We start from the raw sequence: 19,730 nt of genomic DNA, 5'->3' as shown, positions 1-19,730 counted from the left end.
GGGCCAAACGTCGTCGGCTGTTCGGGCGTGGTGATCCCAACCGGACACAGGGTCAAGACAATATGTCTTTGGTGGAGAACCGGCCGTAGGCCAGGGTACCGAACACGGCGATGTAGCCCAGTTGCAGGAGCACGTTGTCGCCGAACGAGCCCAGGTCCATGGGCTGCCGCAACAGGTCGGCGAAGCCCAGCCAGTAGTGGCTGAAGAGCCACGGATCCAGCCACGACAGTTGCGGGAGCACGTCGAGGATCTGCACGACGACCGACACCACGACCGTGGCGGCCATCGCCCCCACGGGAACATCGGTGAGGGTGGAGATGAACAACCCGATCGCCGCGAAGCCGAGCAGCGAGACGGTCACGTAGAGCGAGATCAGCCCGGAGCGCAGCAGCGATTCCGGCACGCTGATCACATCGCCCGAGAGCAGTGTCACCGGCCCGACCGGGAACAGTGCGGCCCCGATCAGGGTCCCGGCCACCGCAAGGGTCAAAGTCGCGGCCAGGCAGAACACGGCGACGCCGGCGTACTTGACGAGTAGCAGGCGCAAACGCCCGGCCGGGGCCACGAGCAGGTAGCGCAGGGTGCCCTGCCCGGCCTCCCCCGCGATGGTGTCGCCGGCGACGACGCCGATGGTGAGCGGAAGGAACAACGGGATGGCCACGATCATGGCGGTGAACGCCACGAACAGGCCGTTCTGGGTGACCCGGTCCAGGAAGGGCGGGCCCTCTCCCGGTGCCAAGGTCTCCGACGAAAGCCGCACGGCGACGGCGAGCAGGATGGGGATGAGAGCGATGGCGACCAGCATCGCCCAGGTGCGGCGGCGGCGGAACAGCACCGTTAGCTCGGAGCCGAGCAGGGCCGGTCCGGCTGATCGGCGCCTGCTCGGAACGCCGTTGCCCGACACCTTCGAGCTCGCCACGCTATTGGAGGACATCGAAACCTTCTCCGGTCAGGGCCACGAAACGTTCTTCCAGGCTGGATTCCTCGATCAGAAAACCGCGCACGCGCACGCCACCGGCGACGAGAGCCGTGACGATGGACTCCGGCTGCCCGGTCAGGTCGACCGACATTTCTCGGGGCAGCGGAGCCGCGACCCAGGGGTCCTGCTCGGGCACGTCGCTGTGCACGGGTGCCAGACCGAGGCCGGTCAGCACGGCTGCGGCCGCGGCGGCATCCGGTGTGCGCACGCGGACCCGCGTCTGGCCCACGTGGCGCAGGTCGGCCAGCGTGCCCTGGGCCACGAGGTTGCCGCCGCTCATCACCGCGGCGTGAGTGCACATCTGCTCCACCTCGGCGAGCAGGTGGCTCGAGACGAAGACCGTGGTGCCCTCGGCCGCGAGCGACCGCACCAGGCTGCGCACCTCGCGGGTGCCCTGCGGGTCGAGCCCGTTCGTGGGTTCGTCGAGCACGAGCAGCTCGCGCGGCTGCAGAAGCGCGTTGGCGATGCCGAGCCGCTGCTTCATGCCCAGCGAGTAGGCAGCTACCTTCTTGCCGGCGGCGTGGGTCAGGCCCACGCGCGCCAGCGCCTGCTCGACCCGGGCGCCTCGCGTGCTAGACGGCGCGTTGCGGTCGGCGGTGTCGAGCCGGCGCAGGTTGGCGGCTCCGGAGAGGAATGGGTAGAACGCCGGTCCCTCCACGAGCGCGCCCACGCGCGGCAGCACCGCGTGCAGACTGTCGGGCATGCTCTGCCCCAGCACGCTGATCTGCCCACTGCTGGCCTGGGTTAGGCCGAGCAGCATGCGGATGCTGGTGGTCTTACCGGAGCCGTTCGGCCCGAGGAATCCGAAGACCGCTCCGCGCGGGACGGCCAGGTCGATCTCGTTCACGGCGATCTGCTCGCCGAAGCGCTTGGTGAGACCCCGGCTCTCGATCGCGAGATCGGGAGCCGGGGTTGCGGCTGTCACTGTGTCGTGATCACTGGGCGGCGGCGGCCTGGAGCATCTCCACCGGAACGGATCCGGCGAAGACACGGCCGTCATCGGCGAGAAACACGTTGACCAGGGCTGTTGAGAATAGTCGCCCACCGTCGACCGCGGTCGCCAGTTCCGACATGAGCGGGTTGGCGTTGAGTTCGGACGGAACGGATGCCGCGGGCACTTCGACGATGGCGTCCCAGCCGCTTCCCGTCACGAGGGGAAGCTTCTCAGCCGGAATCTCAGGCTTGGCCTGGTCGGCGGGCATCTCGGTCACCTCGGGCATGACCGGAAGGGCGACCTCTTCGACGGTGGTGCCGGCTGGCGGGCTGAAGTCGAACAAATCGGCGGACGGGGTGCTGAAGTCGACGGCGGTGAAGCCGACCTGAAGAGCGGGGTCTTCCTGGCCGTCGGCGCGCACGGTGACTTGCAGCGGCACCCCCGTCTCAGAGTCGACCGAGATCGACACCGATTCGACCAGGGTCCGTGTGGTCTTGGGGGTGAGCACCAGCTCATAGGCCGTGCGACCGGCCACGGTGCCGTCGGTGCCGACCGAGACGGTGGTGCTCGGGTCGATCTCACTCAAAAAGCGCTCGGCAACCTGCGAGGGCGTCGACAGGCCGGCCGGGGCAGAGTCAACTATTTCGGCGAACTTCGCCTCGGCGATGGCCCGGGCGTCGGCGGGGATGGTCAGGTGGCTGGCGGTGTTGGTCTTGGAGTCGTAGGTCCATACATCCGTGCCGTTACTCACCACGTTGCGTTCGGCCATGCGGTCCTGGATCTGCACGCGGGCTTTCGCGGGGCCGTCGGAGTCACTGCCGTCCACATGAATGCGGGCCGTGTGCGAGCCGCTGAAGAGTTCCATCACGGAGGCGAGCGCTCCGGTGGCCGCCGCCCCCGGTTCGGTCGTACCTTCCGGTGCGGATTCGGCCATCGAGTCGCTCATGGACTCGGACATGCCGGCGCTCAGGTCGATGTCGGGTAGTCCCAGCTCGGCTGTTTTCTCGACGGTGCCGGAGAACGCACTGATGGTGCTGTCACTGACCATGAGTAGCACTTGCTCGGGCGTTTTGTCGGGCAGATCGACGGCTGCACCGGCCTGCAGAGGTACAGCAATCACACCGGCGGCGATGACAACCGGAACGACGATGGCGGGAAGCCACTTGGTTGAATTGCGTGACACGATCAACGACCTGTTCCGAAACGATTCATATCCTGATGCTACGCCGAGGCTCTGACAGTCGGCTCGGAATCCCGCTGGGAGGTTGCTCACAAATAGAGACGCCGAGCCGTGAGCGGGTGAGCCCGCGAACGTCTAACCGAAGAGTTCGCCGAGCCAGTTCTCCTTTTTCTTGGGACGGTACCCGTCACGGTTGTCGTAGCCACGGTCTCGGTCGTCATAACTCCGGTCGCGCTCGCCGTACTGCGCGCGGTTGCGGGTGTCCGGATACGGCTGAACCGGTGCCCCGGCGACCGGTGGGACCGGCGCTGCCTGGGCGGCTTCCTTTTCCACGCGGTCGAGGATCTTGTCGAGTTCGCCGCGGTCCAGCCACACGCCGCGGCATTCGGGGCAGTAGTCGATTTCCACACCACTGCGTTCGCTCATCACGAGGGTGGTTGAGTCATTTGGGCACTTCATAAGATTCCTCCAGGACGTCGTGGACTTTCGATCCTAGACGCCCGACCGGACTGATCCTGAGAGTCGTCGGATGACAGAAATCGTCCCAATGGATGTTCACGGGCGCTCGCGGTGGTGTGAGGGGAGTGCGCACCAATCGCTTTCGGCGGTGACGGTTTCACGGATGGACGACTCCGTCCTGAACGAATTCGACGGAGACTTTGCCAAAATTTGCCGAAAATCCGCCCGAAATGCAGTTTCACACGAGAATCTCCGTCGAATTGGTTCGAGACTGAACTCGGCGCTCCGCGGATGATGAACAGCCTCTCCACCGCCGTCGCGCTCGTGTTCAGTCGGACTGGCCGACGCGAAGACCGGATATTACGCCCGGCAGGACCCCGTCTGGCTGGCCACCTTCCTCAAGGCCGCGCCCGGACGATCCATCAACGACGAAGTCGTCTTCGACCACCTTGACGTGTTCGGATGGAGCGATGGCGAACGGCGAGAGATCGACGACCACCACACCCTTCAGCTGGTCGACGTCGCCACTGCGACCGGGGCGTGGAACACGATGAGGGATGTCGACGCGCCCGCGGCACCAGAAGATCTCAGCAACGCCCTCGACTGCAACCCGATCGCACGTCACTCCCTCGACGCCTTCTCCCCCTCGGCCTGACAGTCGACGTGCCATCCGCGACGAACCAAAAGCAGCGAATAGACGGACCACCATTGCAATGCGGTCGACTCAATCGAACCATTTCCCGGAGGACTTCGGGCGTTGCTCTCCGAACCAGGCCTGTCCGTCGACGATGACCGCGTCCGTGTGATCTGCCAGTGCTCAGCGGCACGGGCTCAGGGCAGACAACTATTCGCTGTTTCGAACTTTCCTAGTCTTCTGCGGCCCGTGATGTCGCCCAATCCAATGAGTGCCGAACCTGGGTGGCGGTGAGTCGTGTGGTGCCACCGCAGTTGGTGCACTCGTTGGCGTACGACCTGGCAAGGGGAAACAATGGCACTAAGAACAGCGTAAACTTCGTCGACTTTTTCACCACCCGCTGCTGGGCCAGAGTCCCACAATATCCGCACACGAACGAGACAACATTTATCACGGCACGATGCGCACGCGTGCCGGAGAGAAGGAACACGATCTACTTCCCCGATTGCGCGGCGGGATCGGGCACGGAGTCGGACTTCTTATGTCGAGGCCGGTCGAACTCATCGGCGTCTAAACGATTCGGGATGGTCACTTTTTCGGGTTCCCTGCGCTCATACGGGACTGCGCCGGCAGATGATTGATGACGTTTGACATTGTGGTCTTTCCAGGTGCATATGGAACGGCACGACTCTCTTCACCGCGGCCGCGGCAGTGCCGTCAATAATATGTTGGCCCGTCCCATCCGAGGGACATGCCGCAGACACCTCACTGGGTAATCTGCTGGCCGAGGTCACCCGTGACCCGGCTGTTCCTGTCCGCTCCAGCGTGCTGGGACTGGGACTGGGTCATCTCAATCATGGCCGCGGTACCGGGGTGGTCACGCGTCGGTGAGCGCTCTCGGGCCCCTCTCGGCACCGCCCTCGGCCGGGAAAGCGAGCCGGCGCAAAGTCTCCACGTTTCGCATACTGATGGCCGGGCCGCGCAGGAAGGAGGGCACGAACCGGCCGGGGCCGGCGGTGGCGTCCTCGGTGATGCGCACGACGCATCCGCCACCTCGTGCCTTCACATCGAGGGCCACGTGGAACTTCCCGATCGGATAGCCACGGGCCGTGAACAGCGCGTGCCCGGGTGATTCCCACTCCAGAGCAGAGGTGGAGTCGTCGATCAGAGCCGGCCAGACGCCCACCGAGTGATGGATGGAGCTTCCGGCTGTCGGCCAGGCCGCGTCGACAGCCCGCATGCGGGAGGCTGCGACGACCCAGCTCGGGTACAGCCAGACGTCAGCGAGGACGGCGAAAACGTTCTCGGGCGGACAGCTCATGGTGCGGTAGGTCACGGCCACTGTGTCACCTATTTCTGGTTAGTCGGGGAAAGATCGGGGGCTGTGCGCACCCCGAGGTCGTGTCGAAGAGCGCTCAGGGCCGCGTACCAGCCGGCCAGGCCGTGCACGCCGGGGCCCGGCGGTGTGGATGACGAGCACAGGTACACGCCGCTCAGGGGGGTGCGCCAAGGGTCAGTGGACAGTACCGGGCGACGCACGAGTTGGGTCAGACTCACCTCGCCGGCCGAGATGTCACCGCCGACGTAGTTGGGATTGAGCTGTTCCATCTCCGTCGCGGTGCGACCGGCGCTGGCCAAGATCGTGTCACGGAAACCCGGGGCATAGCGCTCGATCTGGCGCACGATCGCTTCGGTCTGGTCGATGGTTGAGCCGCGCGGAACATGGGTGTACGCCCAAAGAGTGTGCTGACCGGCCGGCGCGCGACTGGGGTCGGTGCCGCTGGGCTGGGACACGAGAACATACGGCTCCTCGGCGTGTCCGCCGCGCGCAACGGTGTTCTCGGCTCGCCGGATCTGAGCCCGAGTGCCGCCCACGTGCACGGTGCCAGCCGCCCGCACCCCGGCAGCCTGCCAGGGCACCGGACCCGAAAGCGCGAAGTCGACCTTGGCGACGCCGTTTCCGTACCGGAAGGCGCGCAACCGTCGCGCGTAGGCGCCGGGAAGCTCGCCCTCGGCGAGTCGCAGGAGCGCACGCGGCGTCAGGTCAAGCATCACCACGCGGGCCGGCGGCAGTTCGCTCAGCCGCCGCACCTCGGTCGACGTGACGATCTCACCGCCATGAGCGAGCAGATCGTCGACCAGCGCGGTCACGATCGCGCCGCTGCCGCCGACCGGTATCGGCCAGCCGCCCGCGTGCGCATACGTGGCGAGGGTGAGGCCCGCACCGGCTGTGACGATGCTCGGCATCGACCTGATCGTATGGGCGCTGACGCCGGAGAGCAGGGCAGGCGCGGCTTCGCCCGAGAAGCGCAGGCCCCAGAGCGGGCTGCCCTGTTCGAGGGAGCGTAAGCCGAAGCGCAGCGCGGTGACCGGATGCTTCGGCAGTCGCAGGAGCTGCGCACCGGTGAACTGAGCGACCTGCTCGGCATGCGCCACGAGGGGCGCAAACAACCGATTCCAGGCCGCGCCGTCCCTGCCCAGTTCGGCGACGGTGCGCGTCAAGCTGCGGTAGGCGAGGCCGGCGGTGCCGCCCGGCAGCGGGTGGCCGTAGGAAACCTCGGGAATTGCCAGTTCGATCCGATCCGCGAGCCCGAATCGTTGAAAGAACTCCGAAGCCAGCGCGAGTGGGTGCACGGCGGAGCAGACATCGTGGTGGAAGCCCGGCAAGGTCAGTTCTGCGGTCGCGGCGCCGCCACCGACGCCGGCGGACTTCTCGTAGACGCGCACAGAGAATCCGGCCCGGGCGAGGGTGACCGCGGCGGCGAGGCCGTTGGGCCCGGAGCCGACCACGATCGCATCAACTTCCGGCACTCCTCGGCGCGCAGTCACCATGTCACTCTCCACTCGTCATGGGAAGAGTCTTCCCTAGTGCCCTGACGTCGTTCACAGACACCATACCGACGACAGCGATTGAGTGTCCCCGGTGCGAACAGTGTGACTGGAAATACGCAAATCTCAGGTTTTCATAAAAACTCACGGTAGTGCTGAGGTGCCTGGACTCGAACCCAAACAACTGACAGTAGTCTCGGCCGTGCGGCCCACCCGCTACAGGGGCAAAATGCCGCGGATTTCCGCGGTTTTGATGTGGCAAGTGCACGCGCTGGCACGGACGAATACGGGCCAACTCTGGTCACGCCAAGGGGTCTTCGGCGCGTTTCTGGTCACATCCTCGCGCGTGCCGTACACAGAGTGAAAGGCCTCTCATAGACCGAAGGCGGCACTGGATGCGCCGCCACATCCGTCATCGATGTGCGATTTTGTCGGCGGCTCGACGCTGGCCGGTGAGCCGAGGTACGAGACGCACGAGGATCACCATGACGACCAGCTCCACGAGGGTCTGGGTCACCACGGCCAGTGCGGCCACGGACAGGGACTCCGCTAGCGCAAGCGCCAGAGGGAGCACCACCAGGGAATTGCGGGTGGACCCGCTGAAGACGAGCGCGCGGGTCGCCGGCACGTCCAGGCGTGCGAGTCGACTCGCTGACAACCCGACGACGACCATGATGACCGGGAACGCGATGTACAGCGGCACCACCAGCAGAAGCGAGGCGATCCGCATGCTTACCACCGCGATCTGGGATCCGATCACCACCGCCAGGGTGGCCATCATCAGCGGCACCGTAATAACCTGCAGGACGGCTTCGATTGCCCGGCCGAACCGGTGCCGACGGCCAACCCATTGAACTGTGACCGCTGCCAGCAGGGGAATCTCGATCATCGAGACGGTGTTCGGGCCGGCGAACAGCAGCAGGTAGATGGGAAGTAGAACAATCTGTAGAAGCATCAGCAGAGGTGTGGCCGCCAGGAGTCGTTCACGTGCCCCGCCGGCCAGACCGGTGAACACGATCACATAGTCGACACACGGAGTCAGCAGCACGAGCGGGGCACCGAGGAGCAGTGCCCGGTCGCCGGCAACGAATCGTGACGGGCCGAACGCGACCATCGGAACGACGATGAAATCGACGGCAATCGCGGTGCCCAGAAAACGGATGTCCACAATCCGCCGGCGCTCCATCCACCGCACGGGTCCCGCCATCGTGTATACGCACAACGCCCTTACCCTCGCGTCGGATGGGCCGATGTCCGACTCCCGGCGGTGAGCGAAGAAGGATCCACCTTGAGCGCTATCATCGTTTAATGACGATCAAATCTTCGGTTCTGTCCGATGGGTGCGAGCAACGCAATCCTGCGGCGGCGCTGTTCCACTCCCTCAGTGACCCAGCCCGGTTGAGCATTGTGAAACGAATGGCCGGCGGCGAGGTACGGGTCAGTGACCTTACCGACGAGCTGGGCCTCGCCCAGTCCACGGTTTCGGCGCACGTTGCGTGCCTGCGTGAGTGCGGCCTGGTGGAAGGCCGTATGCAGGGCCGCAGCGTGTACTACTCGCTGTCTCGTCCGGAGCTGATTGACATGCTCGCCCAGGCCGAGGTTCTACTCGCCGCAACCGGCAACGCGGTCAGCCTGTGCCCGATCTACGGCACCGGCAGTACCGGCGTCCCCCTGACAAAGAAGCGCACACCATGAGTGCTGCCTGCGGTTGCAGCGACGAGAAAAACGGGACCAAGGCATCCGAAGTGGAGGAGACCGCCAGTTTCTGGCAGGTGAGCGAGATCCGGGCGGCGGCAGCCTCCGGTGCACTTCTCCTTGCCGCGTGGATCGTCTCGCTGACCGGCGGCCCCCAGGGGCTGCTGCTACCGCTGGAAATCATGGCGCTTCTGATTGCCGCCTGGACATTTGTTCCGTCCACCCTCCGACGACTGCTCAAAGGCAAAATCGGGGTCGGTACACTGATGACGATCGCCGCCGCCGGCGCGGTCGCGCTCGGGCAGTTCGAGGAAGCAGCCATGCTGGCATTCCTCTACGCGATCTCGGAAGGGCTTGAGGAATACTCCCTGGCGAAAACCCGCCGCGGTCTGCGCGCACTGCTGGACCTGGTCCCGGTTGAGGCGATCGTCCTGCGCGACGGCGCCGAGGTCACCGTCGCCCTGTCAGCACTCGCCCCCGGCGACCGCATGGTCGTCCGGCCCGGGGAACGTCTAGCCACCGACGGGAGGATCATCATCGGCCGCACGTCCTTGGACACCTCTGCGCTCACCGGAGAGTCCGTCCCCGTCGAGGCGGGACCGGGAACCGAGGTCTATGCCGGGTCCATCAACGGCACAGGCCCGCTCGAAGTTGAGGTCACCAGCACCGCTGAGAACAACTCGGTGGCCAGGGTCGTTCAGATCGTGGAGGCCGAGCAGTCCCGCAAGGGGCCCGGTCAGCGGCTGGCCGACTCGATCGCCAGCAAGCTGGTTCCGGGCATCCTGATCGTTGCAGTCCTGATCATCATCTTCGGCTTCATCGTCGGCGAACCACTGCTGTGGTTCGAACGTGCGCTCGTCGTTCTGGTCGCCGCCTCGCCCTGCGCCTTGGCCATCTCTGTCCCGGTCACCGTGGTCGCCTCCGTCGGCGCCGCCAGCCGCATGGGCGTTCTCATCAAGGGCGGGGGTGCCCTGGAAACCCTCGGCCGGATCCGCACCATCGCATTGGACAAGACCGGAACCCTCACCCGCAACAAACCCGCCGTGACCGATGTCGCCACCACCGGATCCGCTTCCAAAGACGATGTCCTCTTCCTCGCGGCCGGTCTGGAATCCCGCAGCGAACACCCCCTCGCCCACGCCATTCTCGCCGCGGCTCCGGACCGGGCGTTTGTCACCGACGTGGATACCGTCCCCGGCGCCGGCCTGGAGGGCCGGGTGGACGGGCGACGTGTACGTCTCGGCCGGCCGGGGTGGATCGATGCCGGCCCCCTGGCCGCCGACGTCCAGCGGATGCAACAGGCCGGCGCCACCGCTGTCCTCATCGAGGACAATGGGCAGGTCATCGGCGCCATCGCAGTCCGTGACGAGCTGCGTCCCGAAACCCGGCAGGTCATAGACCGGCTGAGCGCATCCGGATACACCACGGTCATGCTCACCGGCGACAACCTGGTCACCGCCACCGCCTTGGGGAAGGCTGCGGGCATCACCAAAGTCCACGCCGACCTCCGCCCCGAGGACAAAGCGGAAATCATCCGCACCCTCAAAGCCCGCCAGCCCACAGCCATGGTCGGCGACGGCGTCAACGACGCGCCGGCCCTCGCAACCGCCGACACCGGCATCGCCATGGGCGCCATGGGCTCCGACGTCGCCATCGAAACAGCCGACATCGCCCTGATGGGCGAAGATCTGAATCACCTACCACAGGTGCTCGACCACGCGCGGAGAACCCGGAGCATCATGCTCCAGAACGTGGGCCTGTCCCTGCTGCTGATCGCCGTGCTCATTCCCCTGGCACTATTCGGCACGCTCGGCCTGGCCGCCGTGGTCCTGATCCACGAACTGGCCGAAATCGTCGTGATCGCCAACGGCGTCCGGGCGGGCCGGCTGAGCCGCACAACCGCGCTGGGAGCCGCGCAGTCCGCCCCAGCACTGGAAGCGGCAGGGTGAACGCCGAAGCCACGCTCTCGCGCGGGGTGGCCCCCGAACTGGGGTTGATCAGCATCCGTCTTCTCTACAACCCCCGCGCGTCCGCCGGGACGGCACGAGGATTCAGCGGAGACGCCAGAAACTTCATCGACCGGCTCGACAGGTGGACACTCGTAGCCTGGCCGTATCAGCCACCGCAACGTGCTCGCCCGTGTGTAACACACTGCGCATGAATGCATGAGGATGGTTGCACACTCGGCCCAGAAAGTGAGTGAGTCGAGTTGGCCGTGGAGGTCTTCGCGATGCTCGCCGACGCCACGCGCATCCGGGTCATACTCGCGTTGCGGGACTCGCACTGTCGGTGAACCAACTGGCGAAAATCGTCAACAAGTCCCAGGCCGCCGTATCGCAGCATTTGGCGAAGCTGCGCCTCGCCCGCATCGTGACTACCCGGCGCGAAGGAACCCGGGTGTTCTATCGCCTCGCAAACGAGCACGCCCGCCAGCTTGTCCCCGACGCCATCTTTCAGGCCGAACACGCCCTCGATGGCGTTCCGGCCCACCACCGGCACCCGCACGACACCGCCAGCACAGACCTTGAAGTGGACGCGCATGCGTAACGTGTTGCGGAACACCGCCTACCGAAAACTGTTCAGCGCCCAGGTTGTGGCGCTGATTGGCACCGGCCTGCTCACCGTCGCACTGGGGCTGCTCGCCTTCGATCTGACCGGCGGGGATGCCGGCATCGTCCTGGGCAGCGCCTTGACGATCAAGCTGCTCGCCTATGTGGGCGTCGCCCCGGTCGTGTCCGCGCTCACCAGCCACGTCCCCCGCAAGGTGCTGCTGGTGTCCTCAGATGTTCTCCGGGCCGGGGTTGCGATCTCGCTCCCGTTCGTCACCGAGGCCTGGCAGATCTACCTTCTCATTTTTGTGCTGCAGGCCGCTTCCGCGACCTTCACGCCCGCGTTCCAGGCGCTGATCCCGGATGTTCTTCCTAAGGAAAGCGAATACACGCGGGCGTTGTCGCTGTCCCGTCTGGCCTACGACCTGGAATCCCTGCTCAGTCCCATCCTGGCGGCCGCGCTCCTGACCGTGATCAGCTACCATTCCCTGTTCGTGGGAACAGCGCTCGGCTTCGTCGGCTCGGCCACACTCGTGCTCTCCACCACCCTCCCGGCGATGAGATCCACCGCAGCCGCACCGTTCGTCGACCGGCTCACTCGACGCGTGCGCGTGTTCTGGCGCACCCCGCCGCTCCGTGCACTGCTCGCGATGAACCTCGTCGTCGCCGCGTCTACCGCGATGGTGATCGTCAACACCGTCATCCTCATGCAGAACAGCCTCGAACGAACCCAGGTCGATTTCGCGATCACCCTCGCTTGCTACGGACTCGGCTCCATGCTCGTCGCCCTCAACCTGCCGCGGGTGCTGGATCGCTATCCGGATCGACGCGTGATGCTGACCAGATGCGCCATCCTCCCGAGCGGGCCCGTCGCCGTCGCGCTGCTGGTCCTGGCTCAGGACTCCGCGCCGGCCTGGCCCGGCGTGCTCACGGTCTGGTTCGTTCTCGGCGCCGCGACCGCACTGATCCTCACGCCGTCGGCCCGGCTCCTCCGCCGCTACTCCGACGACACCAACCGGCGAGGGGTCTTCGCCATCCAGTTTTCGCTCTCCCACGCCTGCTTCATCATCACCTACCCGCTGGCCGGGATCCTCGGGGCAACGCTCGGACTTGCCCCGACTGCCCTCGTCCTGGCCGCTATCGCCGTACTCGCCGGACTCGCCGGACTCGCCGGGCTCGCGGCGGTCCGGTCGTGGACATCGGCGTCAACACAGCTTCAGAAGGCCAATAGGTGAAGGACTACGGCTTCGTGTGAGTCAACATGCCTGAGACTTCGATCTGCCCTCGTGTCCCGACTGTGACGCCGACCTTGTCGAGGTGCAGGTCCGCGGTGGCGGGTCTACGTACGGTGGCCACGAGGAGCTTGCTGGTCCGGATTGTCTCCTTGCCGGTGGCGCTTGTCACCTCGGCGATCACGTCGCGGGTGCCCTCGGATTCTTCCTGCGACACCAGCCGGGAGCGCACCCGGACGGTCATCTCGCAGCCGAGCGGGGAGAACAGTTGTGCTTGTTCGAGGGCCACGTAGCCCCCCCCCCCCCGGACCAGCGATGACTCGGGCGCTTCGTCTAGCTCCATGCGTTCGCCGAGGTCAGCTAGCCCACCTCGGACAACCCCGCAATGGGTGGTGCCCACGGGGCGGAGCCGGTGGCCACGAGGTACTGGTCCGAACGCATGGTTTCCTTGCTGCCGTCGTCCGAGGTGATCTCCAGTAGCGGCTCCTCCGTAGTTCCCGTGAACGTTGCGTCGCCGTGACGGAAGGCCCAATCGTATTCGGCGATCAAGTCCCCCTAATTGCTGGCCCGCATCGTGTTGACCAGAGCGCGCTTACCCTCGATTAGCTTCTTCATATCCACCGGCTCCGCAGAGGCTGCGATGCCGGGGATTCGCCTCGCATCCAAGGCAACATGGCGAGCTTCGGCGGCCGCCAACAAGGCCTTAGACGGCATACATCCCGTATTGACGCAGGTGCCTCCGATAGTTGCACGCTCGACCACTACCACTTGCTTGTCAAGCCTGGTCGCCAGGATCGCGGCCGCGAATGCTGCACCACCGGAACCGATGATCGCCAAGTCAAAGTCGGTCGGCGTGTTTTTACACATGAATCCTCCAAGTGCTTTCAATCGGCAATCGCGCTGCCGCCGCGCAGTGCGGTGTGCACGGACCTCAAGTCTCGACCTTCCTCACGGCTGGAAGGTCAAGCCGGACCACGAGTCCGGTCATGGCAGGAGCACAGGGTGCGCATAGGAGGAACGGCTGATGTGGCCGGGATGACGGCGAAAACGCTGCGCTATGTCGAGGATCGAGGCTTGCTTCCTCCGCCGGACAGGATGCGATCCTGACGAGATCTGCAGCTACCTGAAGACCTCGCGTCGAACACATTGAACCGTGCCATGGGCTGCGGGACCAGCGGCATCGGAGAGCATGTGCTCTGACCGCCGGTCGCCGCGACCGCATCAGCAGCCGATGCGCAGGCGCGTTTTTGCTCAGGCCTGTATAGAAAGCAGTATTATCGTAAATAATACAATTCGACAAATCATGGTCTCGCTGAGGGTCCGTCCGAAGAGACAACGGCATGAGTGACGGGAATGCAATGAACGGAAGACGTGCAGTGGCCATGGGCGCGATCCCCCTGGTCATCGTGGCGGCCGCGACGGCAATTCTGATGACCACAACCGATGACCCGGAGGCCCGGGTAGCCATGCATGAGGTCTCGTGACTGGAACGGTCTGGGTCGCCAACGAAGATGGCGCCAGCCTGACAGCCATCGACGCGGCCTCGAACAAGGTCGCAACCACCCTGACCGGTCTTAAGAGCCCACACAATGTGCAGGCGACAGCCGATGGGGAGTCCGTGTGGGCCGTCAGTGGATCCACGTCTATGGCGATCAAGCTCGACGCATCTACGTTGGCTGTGACGGGAATGGTCGCCACCGGCGCCATGCCTGCTCACGTTGTCATCACTCCGGATCTCACGACGAGTTACACAACCAATAACGCTGACGACACCGTGACGGCAGTCAATGCCTCGACGATGCAGTCGGTGGCCACCATCCCCGTCGGGACAGGCCCACACGGGCTCCGGCCAAGCCCCGATGGAAAATGGATTTACGTCGCCAACATCGGCGGAACGATTCTGGGCGTCGTCGATACCGCAACTAACTCACAGGTCGCAGAGATTGAGGTCGGCGCGGCGCCCGCCCAAGTGGCATTCTCGCCGGACTGACGCTTCGGGTACGCCTCGCTCAGTGGGGAAAATGCCGTTGCCAAGGTAGACGTGGCCACCCGCAAGCTGATCGGAAAGACCGCGGTCGGCTCAAGACCGATCCAGACGTTCGTGAGCCCGGACAACAAGTACCTATTGTTATCAACCAGGGCACCGACGACGAACCATGCACAACAGTCTCGATCCTGAGTGTCGATACATTCAAGGTTGTGAAGAGCGTGAAGACGGGCGACGGCGCCCACGGCGTCGTCATTGACCCCTCCAGCCGACACGCGTACGTCACCAACATGGCTGCAGACACGGTCGCCGTCCTCGATCTGAAGTCGCTCACCGTTGTGGCACGTATCCCGGTCGGATCCACACCAAATGGAATCAGCTTCTCAACGCAAACCGTCGAACCGTCCCCGGAAACAAAGTTGGAGCTTCCGGTGGTTTCTGGCGACTCCTCGACGATGAAGCACCAGGCACTTTCAGGCGCTGACGGCGCAGTGCGCATGGGGGAGGTTAGGAGCGAACCAATCGTGCGATTGCGATTGAAGCTTCCTTGATCTTGGCGTCGCCTTCTTCACCGCCGGCAGCGACAGCGGCAACAACACAGTGGCTCATGTGGTCCTCGAGTAAGCCCAAGGCCACGGACTGCAGAGCGCTGGTCATAGCTGATATCTGCGTCAGAATGTCGATGCAGTACAGCTCATCTGCAACCATTCCCTGCAATCCCCTGGCCTGTCCTTCGATTCGTCGGAGGCGCTTCACATACGCGTCTTTGCTTGATATGTAGCCGTGCGGGCCAGCGTGGGTTGTCATCGCGCTCTTGTCGCTGAAATCACTCATTGGTGTGTGTATCCGATCTGGTCTGCCCCGCGCGATCCTGGTGGCCTGCCGGCGAGTGGTGGCACTTTGAATTTTCCGAGTATACCCCCGGGTGGTATACCTCACACGCGGCGGGGTGACCAACTGTGCGCACCGATCTCATGTTGACCGGGTACCCCCCTGGGGTATACCGTGGATGTATCCCCTGGAAGTACGTCCCGACGGTTGCTTCGATCGCCGGGGAACGAAAGGAATCGCGAATACTATGTCGACGTCGAATAAAAACGACCTTGGTCTTACTGACTCTTCGTGCACGTGCGGGTCGCACGATCACAAATCCGAGCGCACCGCGGAACCTACCGGCATGACCACCACTTTCCAGGTATCGGGAATGACCTGCTCTCACTGTGTGAAGAGCGTGACGGCCGAAGTGGGCAAGGTCGCCGGAGCCGAAGCCGTGGACGTTGACCTTGTTCCGGGCGGCGTCTCCGTGGTCACCGTCTCCAGCTCCAGACCCCTCGATCCCGCCGCTGTGGCCGCCGCCATCGATGAAGCAGGCTACGAACTGGTCACGGCGACACGATGAGTGGAGAGCAGGTCGACCTTCTCGTCGGCGGCATGACCTGCGCCTCCTGCGCGGCGCGAATTGAAAAAAAACTCAACCGGATGCCCGGGGTCGAGGCATCGGTGAACTACGCCACCGAGAAGGCCAGTGTCCTCATCCCTGACGGCACGACGGTTGAGGATGCCATCGCGGTGATTGAGGAGACCGGATACACGGCCGCACGTCCGAAACCGCCTGAGGCTCCGACACTCGATGTGCCCACGGACCAAGACCGCGAAGTGGCCAGCCTGCGCCAGCGGCTGATCCTGTCCGCCGTGCTCGCCACCCCCGTGCTCCTGCTCTCAATGATCCCCCCGCTGCAATTCACCAATTGGCAATGGCTGGCTCTCACCCTTGCCGCCCCGGTCGCCGTCTGGGGAGCATGGCCGTTCCATCGCGCTGCCTGGGTGAATTTGCGCCACGGTGCTGCGACTATGGACACCCTGATCAGTATCGGAGTGCTCGCCGCACTCGGCTGGTCGCTGTACGCCCTCTTCCTGGGAATGGCTGGAGTCCCGGGCATGACCATGGCCTTCAGCTTTACCGCCACCCCGGGAAGCGGTGCCGATGAAATCTACCTGGAGGTCGCATCCGCCGTCACGGTGTTCATCCTGGCCGGCCGTTACTTCGAGGCCCGTGCGAAGAAACAGTCTGGTGCCGCGCTGAAGGCGCTGCTCGAACTCGGGGCGAAAGAGACGACCCTTCTGCGGGATGGTGTCGAGACCACCGTCCCCACCGCGTCGCTGGTCGTCGGCGACCAGTTCGTCGTCCGTCCCGGCGAGAAGATCGCCACGGATGGAACCGTTGTAGAAGGTAACTCGGCGATCGACGTCAGCATGCTCACCGGCGAGTCCGTTCCGGTCGAGGTCGGGCCCGGCGCAGCCGTGGTCGGCGCCACCTTGAACTCGGGTGGTCGCCTGGTCGTGCGGGCCACCCGCGTTGGCGCGGACACGCAGCTCGCCCAGCTAGGCCGCTTGGTCGAACAGGCGCAGACCGGTAAGGCCGAGGTACAGCGCCTCGCCGACCGGGTCTCAGCGATCTTCGTCCCGATCGTGATCGGGTTGTCGCTGGCCACCCTTGTGGTCTGGCTGCTGCTCGGAGCAGGGACCGTCGTAGCATTCACCGCGGCCGTGGCAACGCTCATCATCGCGTGCCCGTGCGCGCTCGGCTTGGCGACCCCGACCGCTCTGCTCGTGGGCACCGGGCGTGGTGCGCAGTTGGGCATCCTGATCAAGGGACCCCAGATTCTCGAATCAACCCACCGGGTAGACACCATCGTGCTCGACAAGACCGGCACGGTCACGACCGGCCGGATGACGCTCGTGGCCGCCGTTCCCGTCGCTGGTGGAGACGAGCAGCTCCTGCTTCACCTCGCCGGAGCCGCGGAAACGGGTTCCGAACATCCCATCGCCCAGGCGATTGTGTCTGGTGCCCGGGAACGCGCCGGCGAACTACCGTCACCTGAGTCCTTCGCGTCGACGGACGGTCTCGGCGTTCAAGCCCTGGTCGGCGGTCGGGTCGTTCTCGTGGGACGTCCGCGCTGGCTGACGGAACAGTGGACTATCCCGCTTCCGTCAGAGCTCGAGACGGTGCTGGCCGCCTTCGAGGCACAGGGTCGAACCGCGGTCGCCGTCGCCTGGGACGGCCAGGCCAGGGGTATCCTCGCCGTCTCTGACGTCGTCAAAGACACCAGCGCTGCCGCGATCGCGGAGTTCCGTCGCCTGGGTCTGCAGCCGGTGCTTCTCACCGGCGACAACGAGGCCGTCGCGGCCTTCGTTGCGGCTGAGGTCGGTATCAGCGACGTTCGTGCCGGTGTGCTGCCGGCCGAGAAAGCGCAGATCATCCGGGAGCTGCAGAGCGAGGGTCGCGTTGTTGCCATGGTCGGCGACGGCGTGAACGACGCTGTGGCACTGGCCACCGCGGACCTGGGCATTGCGATGGGGACGGGAACGGATGTCGCCATCGAGGCCAGCGATCTGACCCTGGTCAGAAGCGACCTCATCGCGGCAGCTGATGCGATCCGACTCTCCCGGCGCACCCTGTCGACCATCAAGGCCAACTTGTTCTGGGCCTTCGCCTACAACGTGGCGGCGATCCCGCTGGCCATGCTGGGCTTGCTCAACCCGTTGATCGCCGGCGCGGCCATGGCACTGTCATCTGTTTTCGTGGTGAGCAACAGCCTCCGGCTGCGCGGCTTTCGCGGACTCAACGTGGCGGGTGCCCCGATACCTACCGGAACGCTCACCGCACATCCTGCCACCATCGGGTGACCTGCGAGATCGCATTCACAGGTCGAGCAGTGTGAAAGTCGATACTGTCGAGGGGTATGCGCGGGAACCAACCGCGACAGGAACGGGACCGGAGGCGACATGACGCTGGATAGCACAGCACACGTGGTTCCCCGCACGAGGCCTGTCCTCCTGTCTGGTTTGGTGGCGTTGGTCGCCATGGCCGGACTCCTGTTCGGTGTGCTGGCCATGAACTCCACGCATGCCAGTCACGAGACGGGTGGGACCGCGGTTGCATCTGACCCCACCGCGCAGGTCGGTGTCTCCCCCGTTGTCACGGCGGGCGCTGTCTCGGCGGTTTCCGTCATCGCACACACCGGTCTTGGAGTCGTGGATTGTTCCGATTGCATGTTGGACTGTGCGATCCTAGCGATGACCTGCACCATCCTGCTGGTGCTCGCTTCGCTGATCCTGCTGGCTCGGTTACCGTCAACGTACCGCAGGCTGTTCGACGCGGGCGGGCACATCGCTCGGCTCTCTCACCGCCTCGTCCTGGATATTCACAGGCCGAATCTGACCATTCTTTCCATCAGTCGCATTTAGACCGAACCGCCGCCGACGCGCCCTCATGGACGCGTGGCCTCCTCGAGCGCGCCGGCGCCTCGGTTTCTCAAGTCTGACTAATGAATGGAAAAACAATGCTCAAATCACGTAAGTACCTTCTGACGGGGGCGGCCCTTGCCGCCGTGCTCACGCTCAGCGCCTGCACCAACGGGACAACCCCCGACAGTTCGTCCGGGTCGTCCAGCACCCCCACTGCGTCCGCTTCTTTCGGGTCGGCTGATGTGACTTTCGCACAGATGATGATCCCCCACCACGAGCAAGCTGTCGAGATGAGCGAGGACATCCTCGCCAAGGACGAGGTCGACGTGCGCATCACCGACCTCGCCACGCAGATCAAAGCCGCCCAAGAACCGGAAATAGAGCAACTCAGAGACTGGCTCGCCGAGTGGGGCACCGATGAGACCAGCACCGGCGGCATGGATGGGATGTCGGGGATGGGTGACGGTTCCGACGGAATGATGTCCGACGACGACATGATGGCCCTCGAAAATGCGTCGGGCCCGCAGGCCGGCGAGCTATACCTGGAACAGATGATCGTCCACCATCAGGGCGCGATCATGATGGCGGAGCTGGAACTGGATGAAGGTCGAAACGAGGACGCCAAGGCCATGGCGTCGAACATCGTCACGAGCCAGACCGATGAGATCGATGTCATGAAGGACATCCTCTCCACCCCGTAGGACCCCTCACCTTTCCCGGCGGTAAAGCCTATCGAGACCCGTCGCCGTCTGCGGGCGGCAGAAAAACACCAGCGTCATCGGCAGCCCCGCAGGCTGGCACGCAAATCGCGCCGACAACAGTCCGACCGACCGGCTCCGCCACCAGTGCGGCGGCGATTGTTCGGCGTCGTGGCGATGGCCTTCGTCGCGCTTTTCGCCGTCAGTGTCTCGCTCCCCGCTCTCGCTCGCAAAACCCGGCCCGGCCGCGGCGAATCCACAGAGCCAACTGGCCGCTGACGCGCCCCAGGTCGTGCCCATCAACGA

Annotated in this window: 21 protein-coding genes and 2 pseudogenes; 12 read left to right on the top strand and 11 right to left on the bottom strand. The window is 64.8% G+C overall.

Annotation, left to right across the window (positions count from 1 at the left end):
* Window positions 1–52: 52 nt before the first annotated feature.
* The 4 genes from E3O47_RS07135 to E3O47_RS07120 form a co-directional block, all read right to left on the bottom strand.
* Window positions 53–934 (bottom strand): ABC transporter permease subunit, encoded by an 882-nt coding sequence (locus tag E3O47_RS07135; protein ID WP_104102992.1) that lies wholly within the window; start codon window positions 932–934, stop codon window positions 53–55.
* Window positions 921–1,904, bottom strand: coding sequence for an ATP-binding cassette domain-containing protein (locus E3O47_RS07130; RefSeq protein ID WP_233191527.1), 984 nt, complete (start codon window positions 1,902–1,904; stop codon window positions 921–923). The genes E3O47_RS07135 and E3O47_RS07130 overlap by 14 nt, the downstream gene beginning before the upstream one ends.
* Before the next feature lie 10 nt (window positions 1,905–1,914).
* Window positions 1,915–3,096 (bottom strand): DUF2092 domain-containing protein, encoded by a 1,182-nt coding sequence (locus E3O47_RS07125; RefSeq protein WP_134419964.1) that lies wholly within the window; start codon window positions 3,094–3,096, stop codon window positions 1,915–1,917.
* Window positions 3,097–3,228: 132 nt separating this feature from the next.
* Window positions 3,229–3,552 carry a zf-TFIIB domain-containing protein gene (locus tag E3O47_RS07120; protein WP_104102983.1) on the bottom strand — a complete coding sequence of 108 codons (324 nt, stop codon included), beginning with the start codon at window positions 3,550–3,552 and terminating at the stop codon, window positions 3,229–3,231.
* Between the two features lie 454 nt (window positions 3,553–4,006).
* Between E3O47_RS07120 and E3O47_RS07115 the strand changes: the two genes are divergently transcribed.
* Entirely contained in the window at window positions 4,007–4,207 is a 201-nt protein-coding gene (locus E3O47_RS07115) for a hypothetical protein (RefSeq protein WP_134415885.1), read from the top strand.
* A gap of 856 nt (window positions 4,208–5,063) precedes the next feature.
* On the opposite strand, the gene E3O47_RS07105 is transcribed toward E3O47_RS07115, so the two are convergent.
* The 3 genes from E3O47_RS07105 to E3O47_RS07095 all read right to left on the bottom strand — a co-directional run bounded on the left by E3O47_RS07105 (window position 5,064) and on the right by E3O47_RS07095 (window position 8,201).
* Window positions 5,064–5,528: an SRPBCC family protein gene (locus E3O47_RS07105; RefSeq protein WP_174722138.1), complete on the bottom strand. Its 465-nt coding sequence runs from the start codon at window positions 5,526–5,528 to the stop codon at window positions 5,064–5,066.
* 8 nt (window positions 5,529–5,536) lie between these two features.
* On the bottom strand, window positions 5,537–7,018 hold the full coding sequence (locus E3O47_RS07100; RefSeq protein WP_134419962.1) for an NAD(P)/FAD-dependent oxidoreductase: 1,482 nt from the start codon (window positions 7,016–7,018) through the stop codon (window positions 5,537–5,539).
* A 409-nt stretch (window positions 7,019–7,427) separates the two neighbouring features.
* The gene (locus E3O47_RS07095) at window positions 7,428–8,201 is read right to left on the bottom strand and encodes an arsenic resistance protein (RefSeq protein ID WP_241986121.1); all 774 of its coding nucleotides are present in this window, start codon (window positions 8,199–8,201) and stop codon (window positions 7,428–7,430) included.
* Between the two features lie 122 nt (window positions 8,202–8,323).
* Here E3O47_RS07095 and E3O47_RS07090 point away from each other — a divergent pair, with 122 nt between their 5' ends.
* The 4 genes and pseudogenes from E3O47_RS07090 (at window position 8,324) to E3O47_RS07075 (ending at window position 12,494) form a co-directional block, all read left to right on the top strand.
* On the top strand, window positions 8,324–8,710 hold the full coding sequence (locus tag E3O47_RS07090) for a metalloregulator ArsR/SmtB family transcription factor (protein WP_134419958.1): 387 nt from the start codon (window positions 8,324–8,326) through the stop codon (window positions 8,708–8,710).
* Entirely contained in the window at window positions 8,707–10,659 is a 1,953-nt protein-coding gene (locus E3O47_RS07085) for a cation-translocating P-type ATPase (RefSeq protein WP_134419956.1), read from the top strand. Before E3O47_RS07090 ends, E3O47_RS07085 begins: the two co-directional genes overlap by 4 nt.
* 281 nt (window positions 10,660–10,940) lie before the next feature.
* Window positions 10,941–11,257 (top strand): annotated as a pseudogene (locus tag E3O47_RS07080) (metalloregulator ArsR/SmtB family transcription factor).
* Window positions 11,250–12,494: an MFS transporter gene (locus tag E3O47_RS07075; RefSeq protein ID WP_134419954.1), complete on the top strand. Its 1,245-nt coding sequence runs from the start codon at window positions 11,250–11,252 to the stop codon at window positions 12,492–12,494. The pseudogene E3O47_RS07080 and the gene E3O47_RS07075 overlap by 8 nt, the downstream one beginning before the upstream one ends.
* Window positions 12,495–12,498: 4 nt before the next feature.
* Here E3O47_RS07075 and E3O47_RS16515 read toward each other — a convergent pair whose 3' ends face one another.
* From E3O47_RS16515 to E3O47_RS16505, 3 genes are all read right to left on the bottom strand, one after another.
* Window positions 12,499–12,780, bottom strand: a complete 282-nt coding sequence (locus tag E3O47_RS16515; RefSeq protein WP_233191525.1) for a hypothetical protein — start codon at window positions 12,778–12,780, stop codon at window positions 12,499–12,501.
* Between the two features lie 71 nt (window positions 12,781–12,851).
* Window positions 12,852–13,040: a hypothetical protein gene (locus E3O47_RS16510; RefSeq protein WP_241986111.1), complete on the bottom strand. Its 189-nt coding sequence runs from the start codon at window positions 13,038–13,040 to the stop codon at window positions 12,852–12,854.
* Between the two features lie 6 nt (window positions 13,041–13,046).
* Entirely contained in the window at window positions 13,047–13,358 is a 312-nt protein-coding gene (locus E3O47_RS16505; protein WP_241986110.1) for an FAD-dependent oxidoreductase, read from the bottom strand.
* A 135-nt stretch (window positions 13,359–13,493) separates the two neighbouring features.
* Here E3O47_RS16505 and E3O47_RS16500 point away from each other — a divergent pair.
* The 3 genes and pseudogenes from E3O47_RS16500 to E3O47_RS16490 all read left to right on the top strand — a co-directional run.
* A pseudogene (locus tag E3O47_RS16500) lies at window positions 13,494–13,586 on the top strand (MerR family DNA-binding transcriptional regulator); the annotation flags it as partial.
* 385 nt (window positions 13,587–13,971) lie between these two features.
* Window positions 13,972–14,481: a hypothetical protein gene (locus E3O47_RS16495; RefSeq protein WP_241986109.1), complete on the top strand. Its 510-nt coding sequence runs from the start codon at window positions 13,972–13,974 to the stop codon at window positions 14,479–14,481.
* 287 nt (window positions 14,482–14,768) lie between these two features.
* Window positions 14,769–15,029, top strand: a complete 261-nt coding sequence (locus E3O47_RS16490) for a hypothetical protein (RefSeq protein ID WP_241986119.1) — start codon at window positions 14,769–14,771, stop codon at window positions 15,027–15,029.
* On the opposite strand, the gene E3O47_RS07055 is transcribed toward E3O47_RS16490, so the two are convergent.
* A complete protein-coding gene (locus E3O47_RS07055) occupies window positions 14,986–15,312 on the bottom strand; it encodes a metal-sensitive transcriptional regulator (RefSeq protein ID WP_166785345.1) in 327 nt (108 codons plus the stop codon). The two genes, E3O47_RS16490 and E3O47_RS07055, sit on opposite strands and share 44 nt — an antisense overlap.
* Window positions 15,313–15,655: 343 nt before the next feature.
* Between E3O47_RS07055 and E3O47_RS07050 the strand changes: the two genes are divergently transcribed.
* The 4 genes from E3O47_RS07050 to E3O47_RS07035 all read left to right on the top strand — a co-directional run bounded on the left by E3O47_RS07050 (window position 15,656) and on the right by E3O47_RS07035 (window position 19,427).
* On the top strand, window positions 15,656–15,877 hold the full coding sequence (locus E3O47_RS07050; protein WP_134371658.1) for a cation transporter: 222 nt from the start codon (window positions 15,656–15,658) through the stop codon (window positions 15,875–15,877).
* Window positions 15,874–18,165 (top strand): heavy metal translocating P-type ATPase, encoded by a 2,292-nt coding sequence (locus tag E3O47_RS07045; protein WP_134419952.1) that lies wholly within the window; start codon window positions 15,874–15,876, stop codon window positions 18,163–18,165. The genes E3O47_RS07050 and E3O47_RS07045 overlap by 4 nt, the downstream gene beginning before the upstream one ends.
* Window positions 18,166–18,264: 99 nt before the next feature.
* Complete coding sequence (locus E3O47_RS07040; protein ID WP_134419950.1) at window positions 18,265–18,726, top strand: hypothetical protein; 462 nt, start codon at window positions 18,265–18,267, stop codon at window positions 18,724–18,726.
* 80 nt (window positions 18,727–18,806) lie between these two features.
* Window positions 18,807–19,427: a DUF305 domain-containing protein gene (locus E3O47_RS07035; RefSeq protein ID WP_134419948.1), complete on the top strand. Its 621-nt coding sequence runs from the start codon at window positions 18,807–18,809 to the stop codon at window positions 19,425–19,427.
* The last annotated feature ends 303 nt before the right edge of the window (window positions 19,428–19,730 follow it).

Source organism: Cryobacterium sp. TMT2-17-1 (genome assembly GCF_004402765.1).
Taxonomy (GTDB): Bacteria; Actinomycetota; Actinomycetes; order Actinomycetales; family Microbacteriaceae; genus Cryobacterium; species Cryobacterium sandaracinum.
This window is presented reverse-complemented; position numbering and strand designations above follow the sequence as displayed.

What these genes read in the sequence shown, in the direction of transcription:
- E3O47_RS07135 (WP_104102992.1), bottom strand. Translation starts at nt 934, where the DNA reads ATGTCCTCCAATAGCGTGGCGAGCTCGAAGGTGTCGGGCAACGGCGTT.
- E3O47_RS07120 (WP_104102983.1), bottom strand. Translation starts at nt 3,552, where the DNA reads ATGAAGTGCCCAAATGACTCAACCACCCTCGTGATGAGCGAACGCAGT.
- E3O47_RS07100 (WP_134419962.1), bottom strand. Translation starts at nt 7,018, where the DNA reads ATGGTGACTGCGCGCCGAGGAGTGCCGGAAGTTGATGCGATCGTGGTC.
- E3O47_RS07095 (WP_241986121.1), bottom strand. Translation starts at nt 8,201, where the DNA reads ATGGAGCGCCGGCGGATTGTGGACATCCGTTTTCTGGGCACCGCGATT.
- E3O47_RS07090 (WP_134419958.1), top strand. Translation starts at nt 8,324, where the DNA reads ATGACGATCAAATCTTCGGTTCTGTCCGATGGGTGCGAGCAACGCAAT.
- E3O47_RS07085 (WP_134419956.1), top strand. Translation starts at nt 8,707, where the DNA reads ATGAGTGCTGCCTGCGGTTGCAGCGACGAGAAAAACGGGACCAAGGCA.
- E3O47_RS07075 (WP_134419954.1), top strand. Translation starts at nt 11,250, where the DNA reads ATGCGTAACGTGTTGCGGAACACCGCCTACCGAAAACTGTTCAGCGCC.
- E3O47_RS16505 (WP_241986110.1), bottom strand. Translation starts at nt 13,358, where the DNA reads ATGTGTAAAAACACGCCGACCGACTTTGACTTGGCGATCATCGGTTCC.
- E3O47_RS16490 (WP_241986119.1), top strand. Translation starts at nt 14,769, where the DNA reads ATGGCTGCAGACACGGTCGCCGTCCTCGATCTGAAGTCGCTCACCGTT.
- E3O47_RS07055 (WP_166785345.1), bottom strand. Translation starts at nt 15,312, where the DNA reads ATGAGTGATTTCAGCGACAAGAGCGCGATGACAACCCACGCTGGCCCG.
- E3O47_RS07050 (WP_134371658.1), top strand. Translation starts at nt 15,656, where the DNA reads ATGACCACCACTTTCCAGGTATCGGGAATGACCTGCTCTCACTGTGTG.
- E3O47_RS07045 (WP_134419952.1), top strand. Translation starts at nt 15,874, where the DNA reads ATGAGTGGAGAGCAGGTCGACCTTCTCGTCGGCGGCATGACCTGCGCC.
- E3O47_RS07040 (WP_134419950.1), top strand. Translation starts at nt 18,265, where the DNA reads ATGACGCTGGATAGCACAGCACACGTGGTTCCCCGCACGAGGCCTGTC.
- E3O47_RS07035 (WP_134419948.1), top strand. Translation starts at nt 18,807, where the DNA reads ATGAATGGAAAAACAATGCTCAAATCACGTAAGTACCTTCTGACGGGG.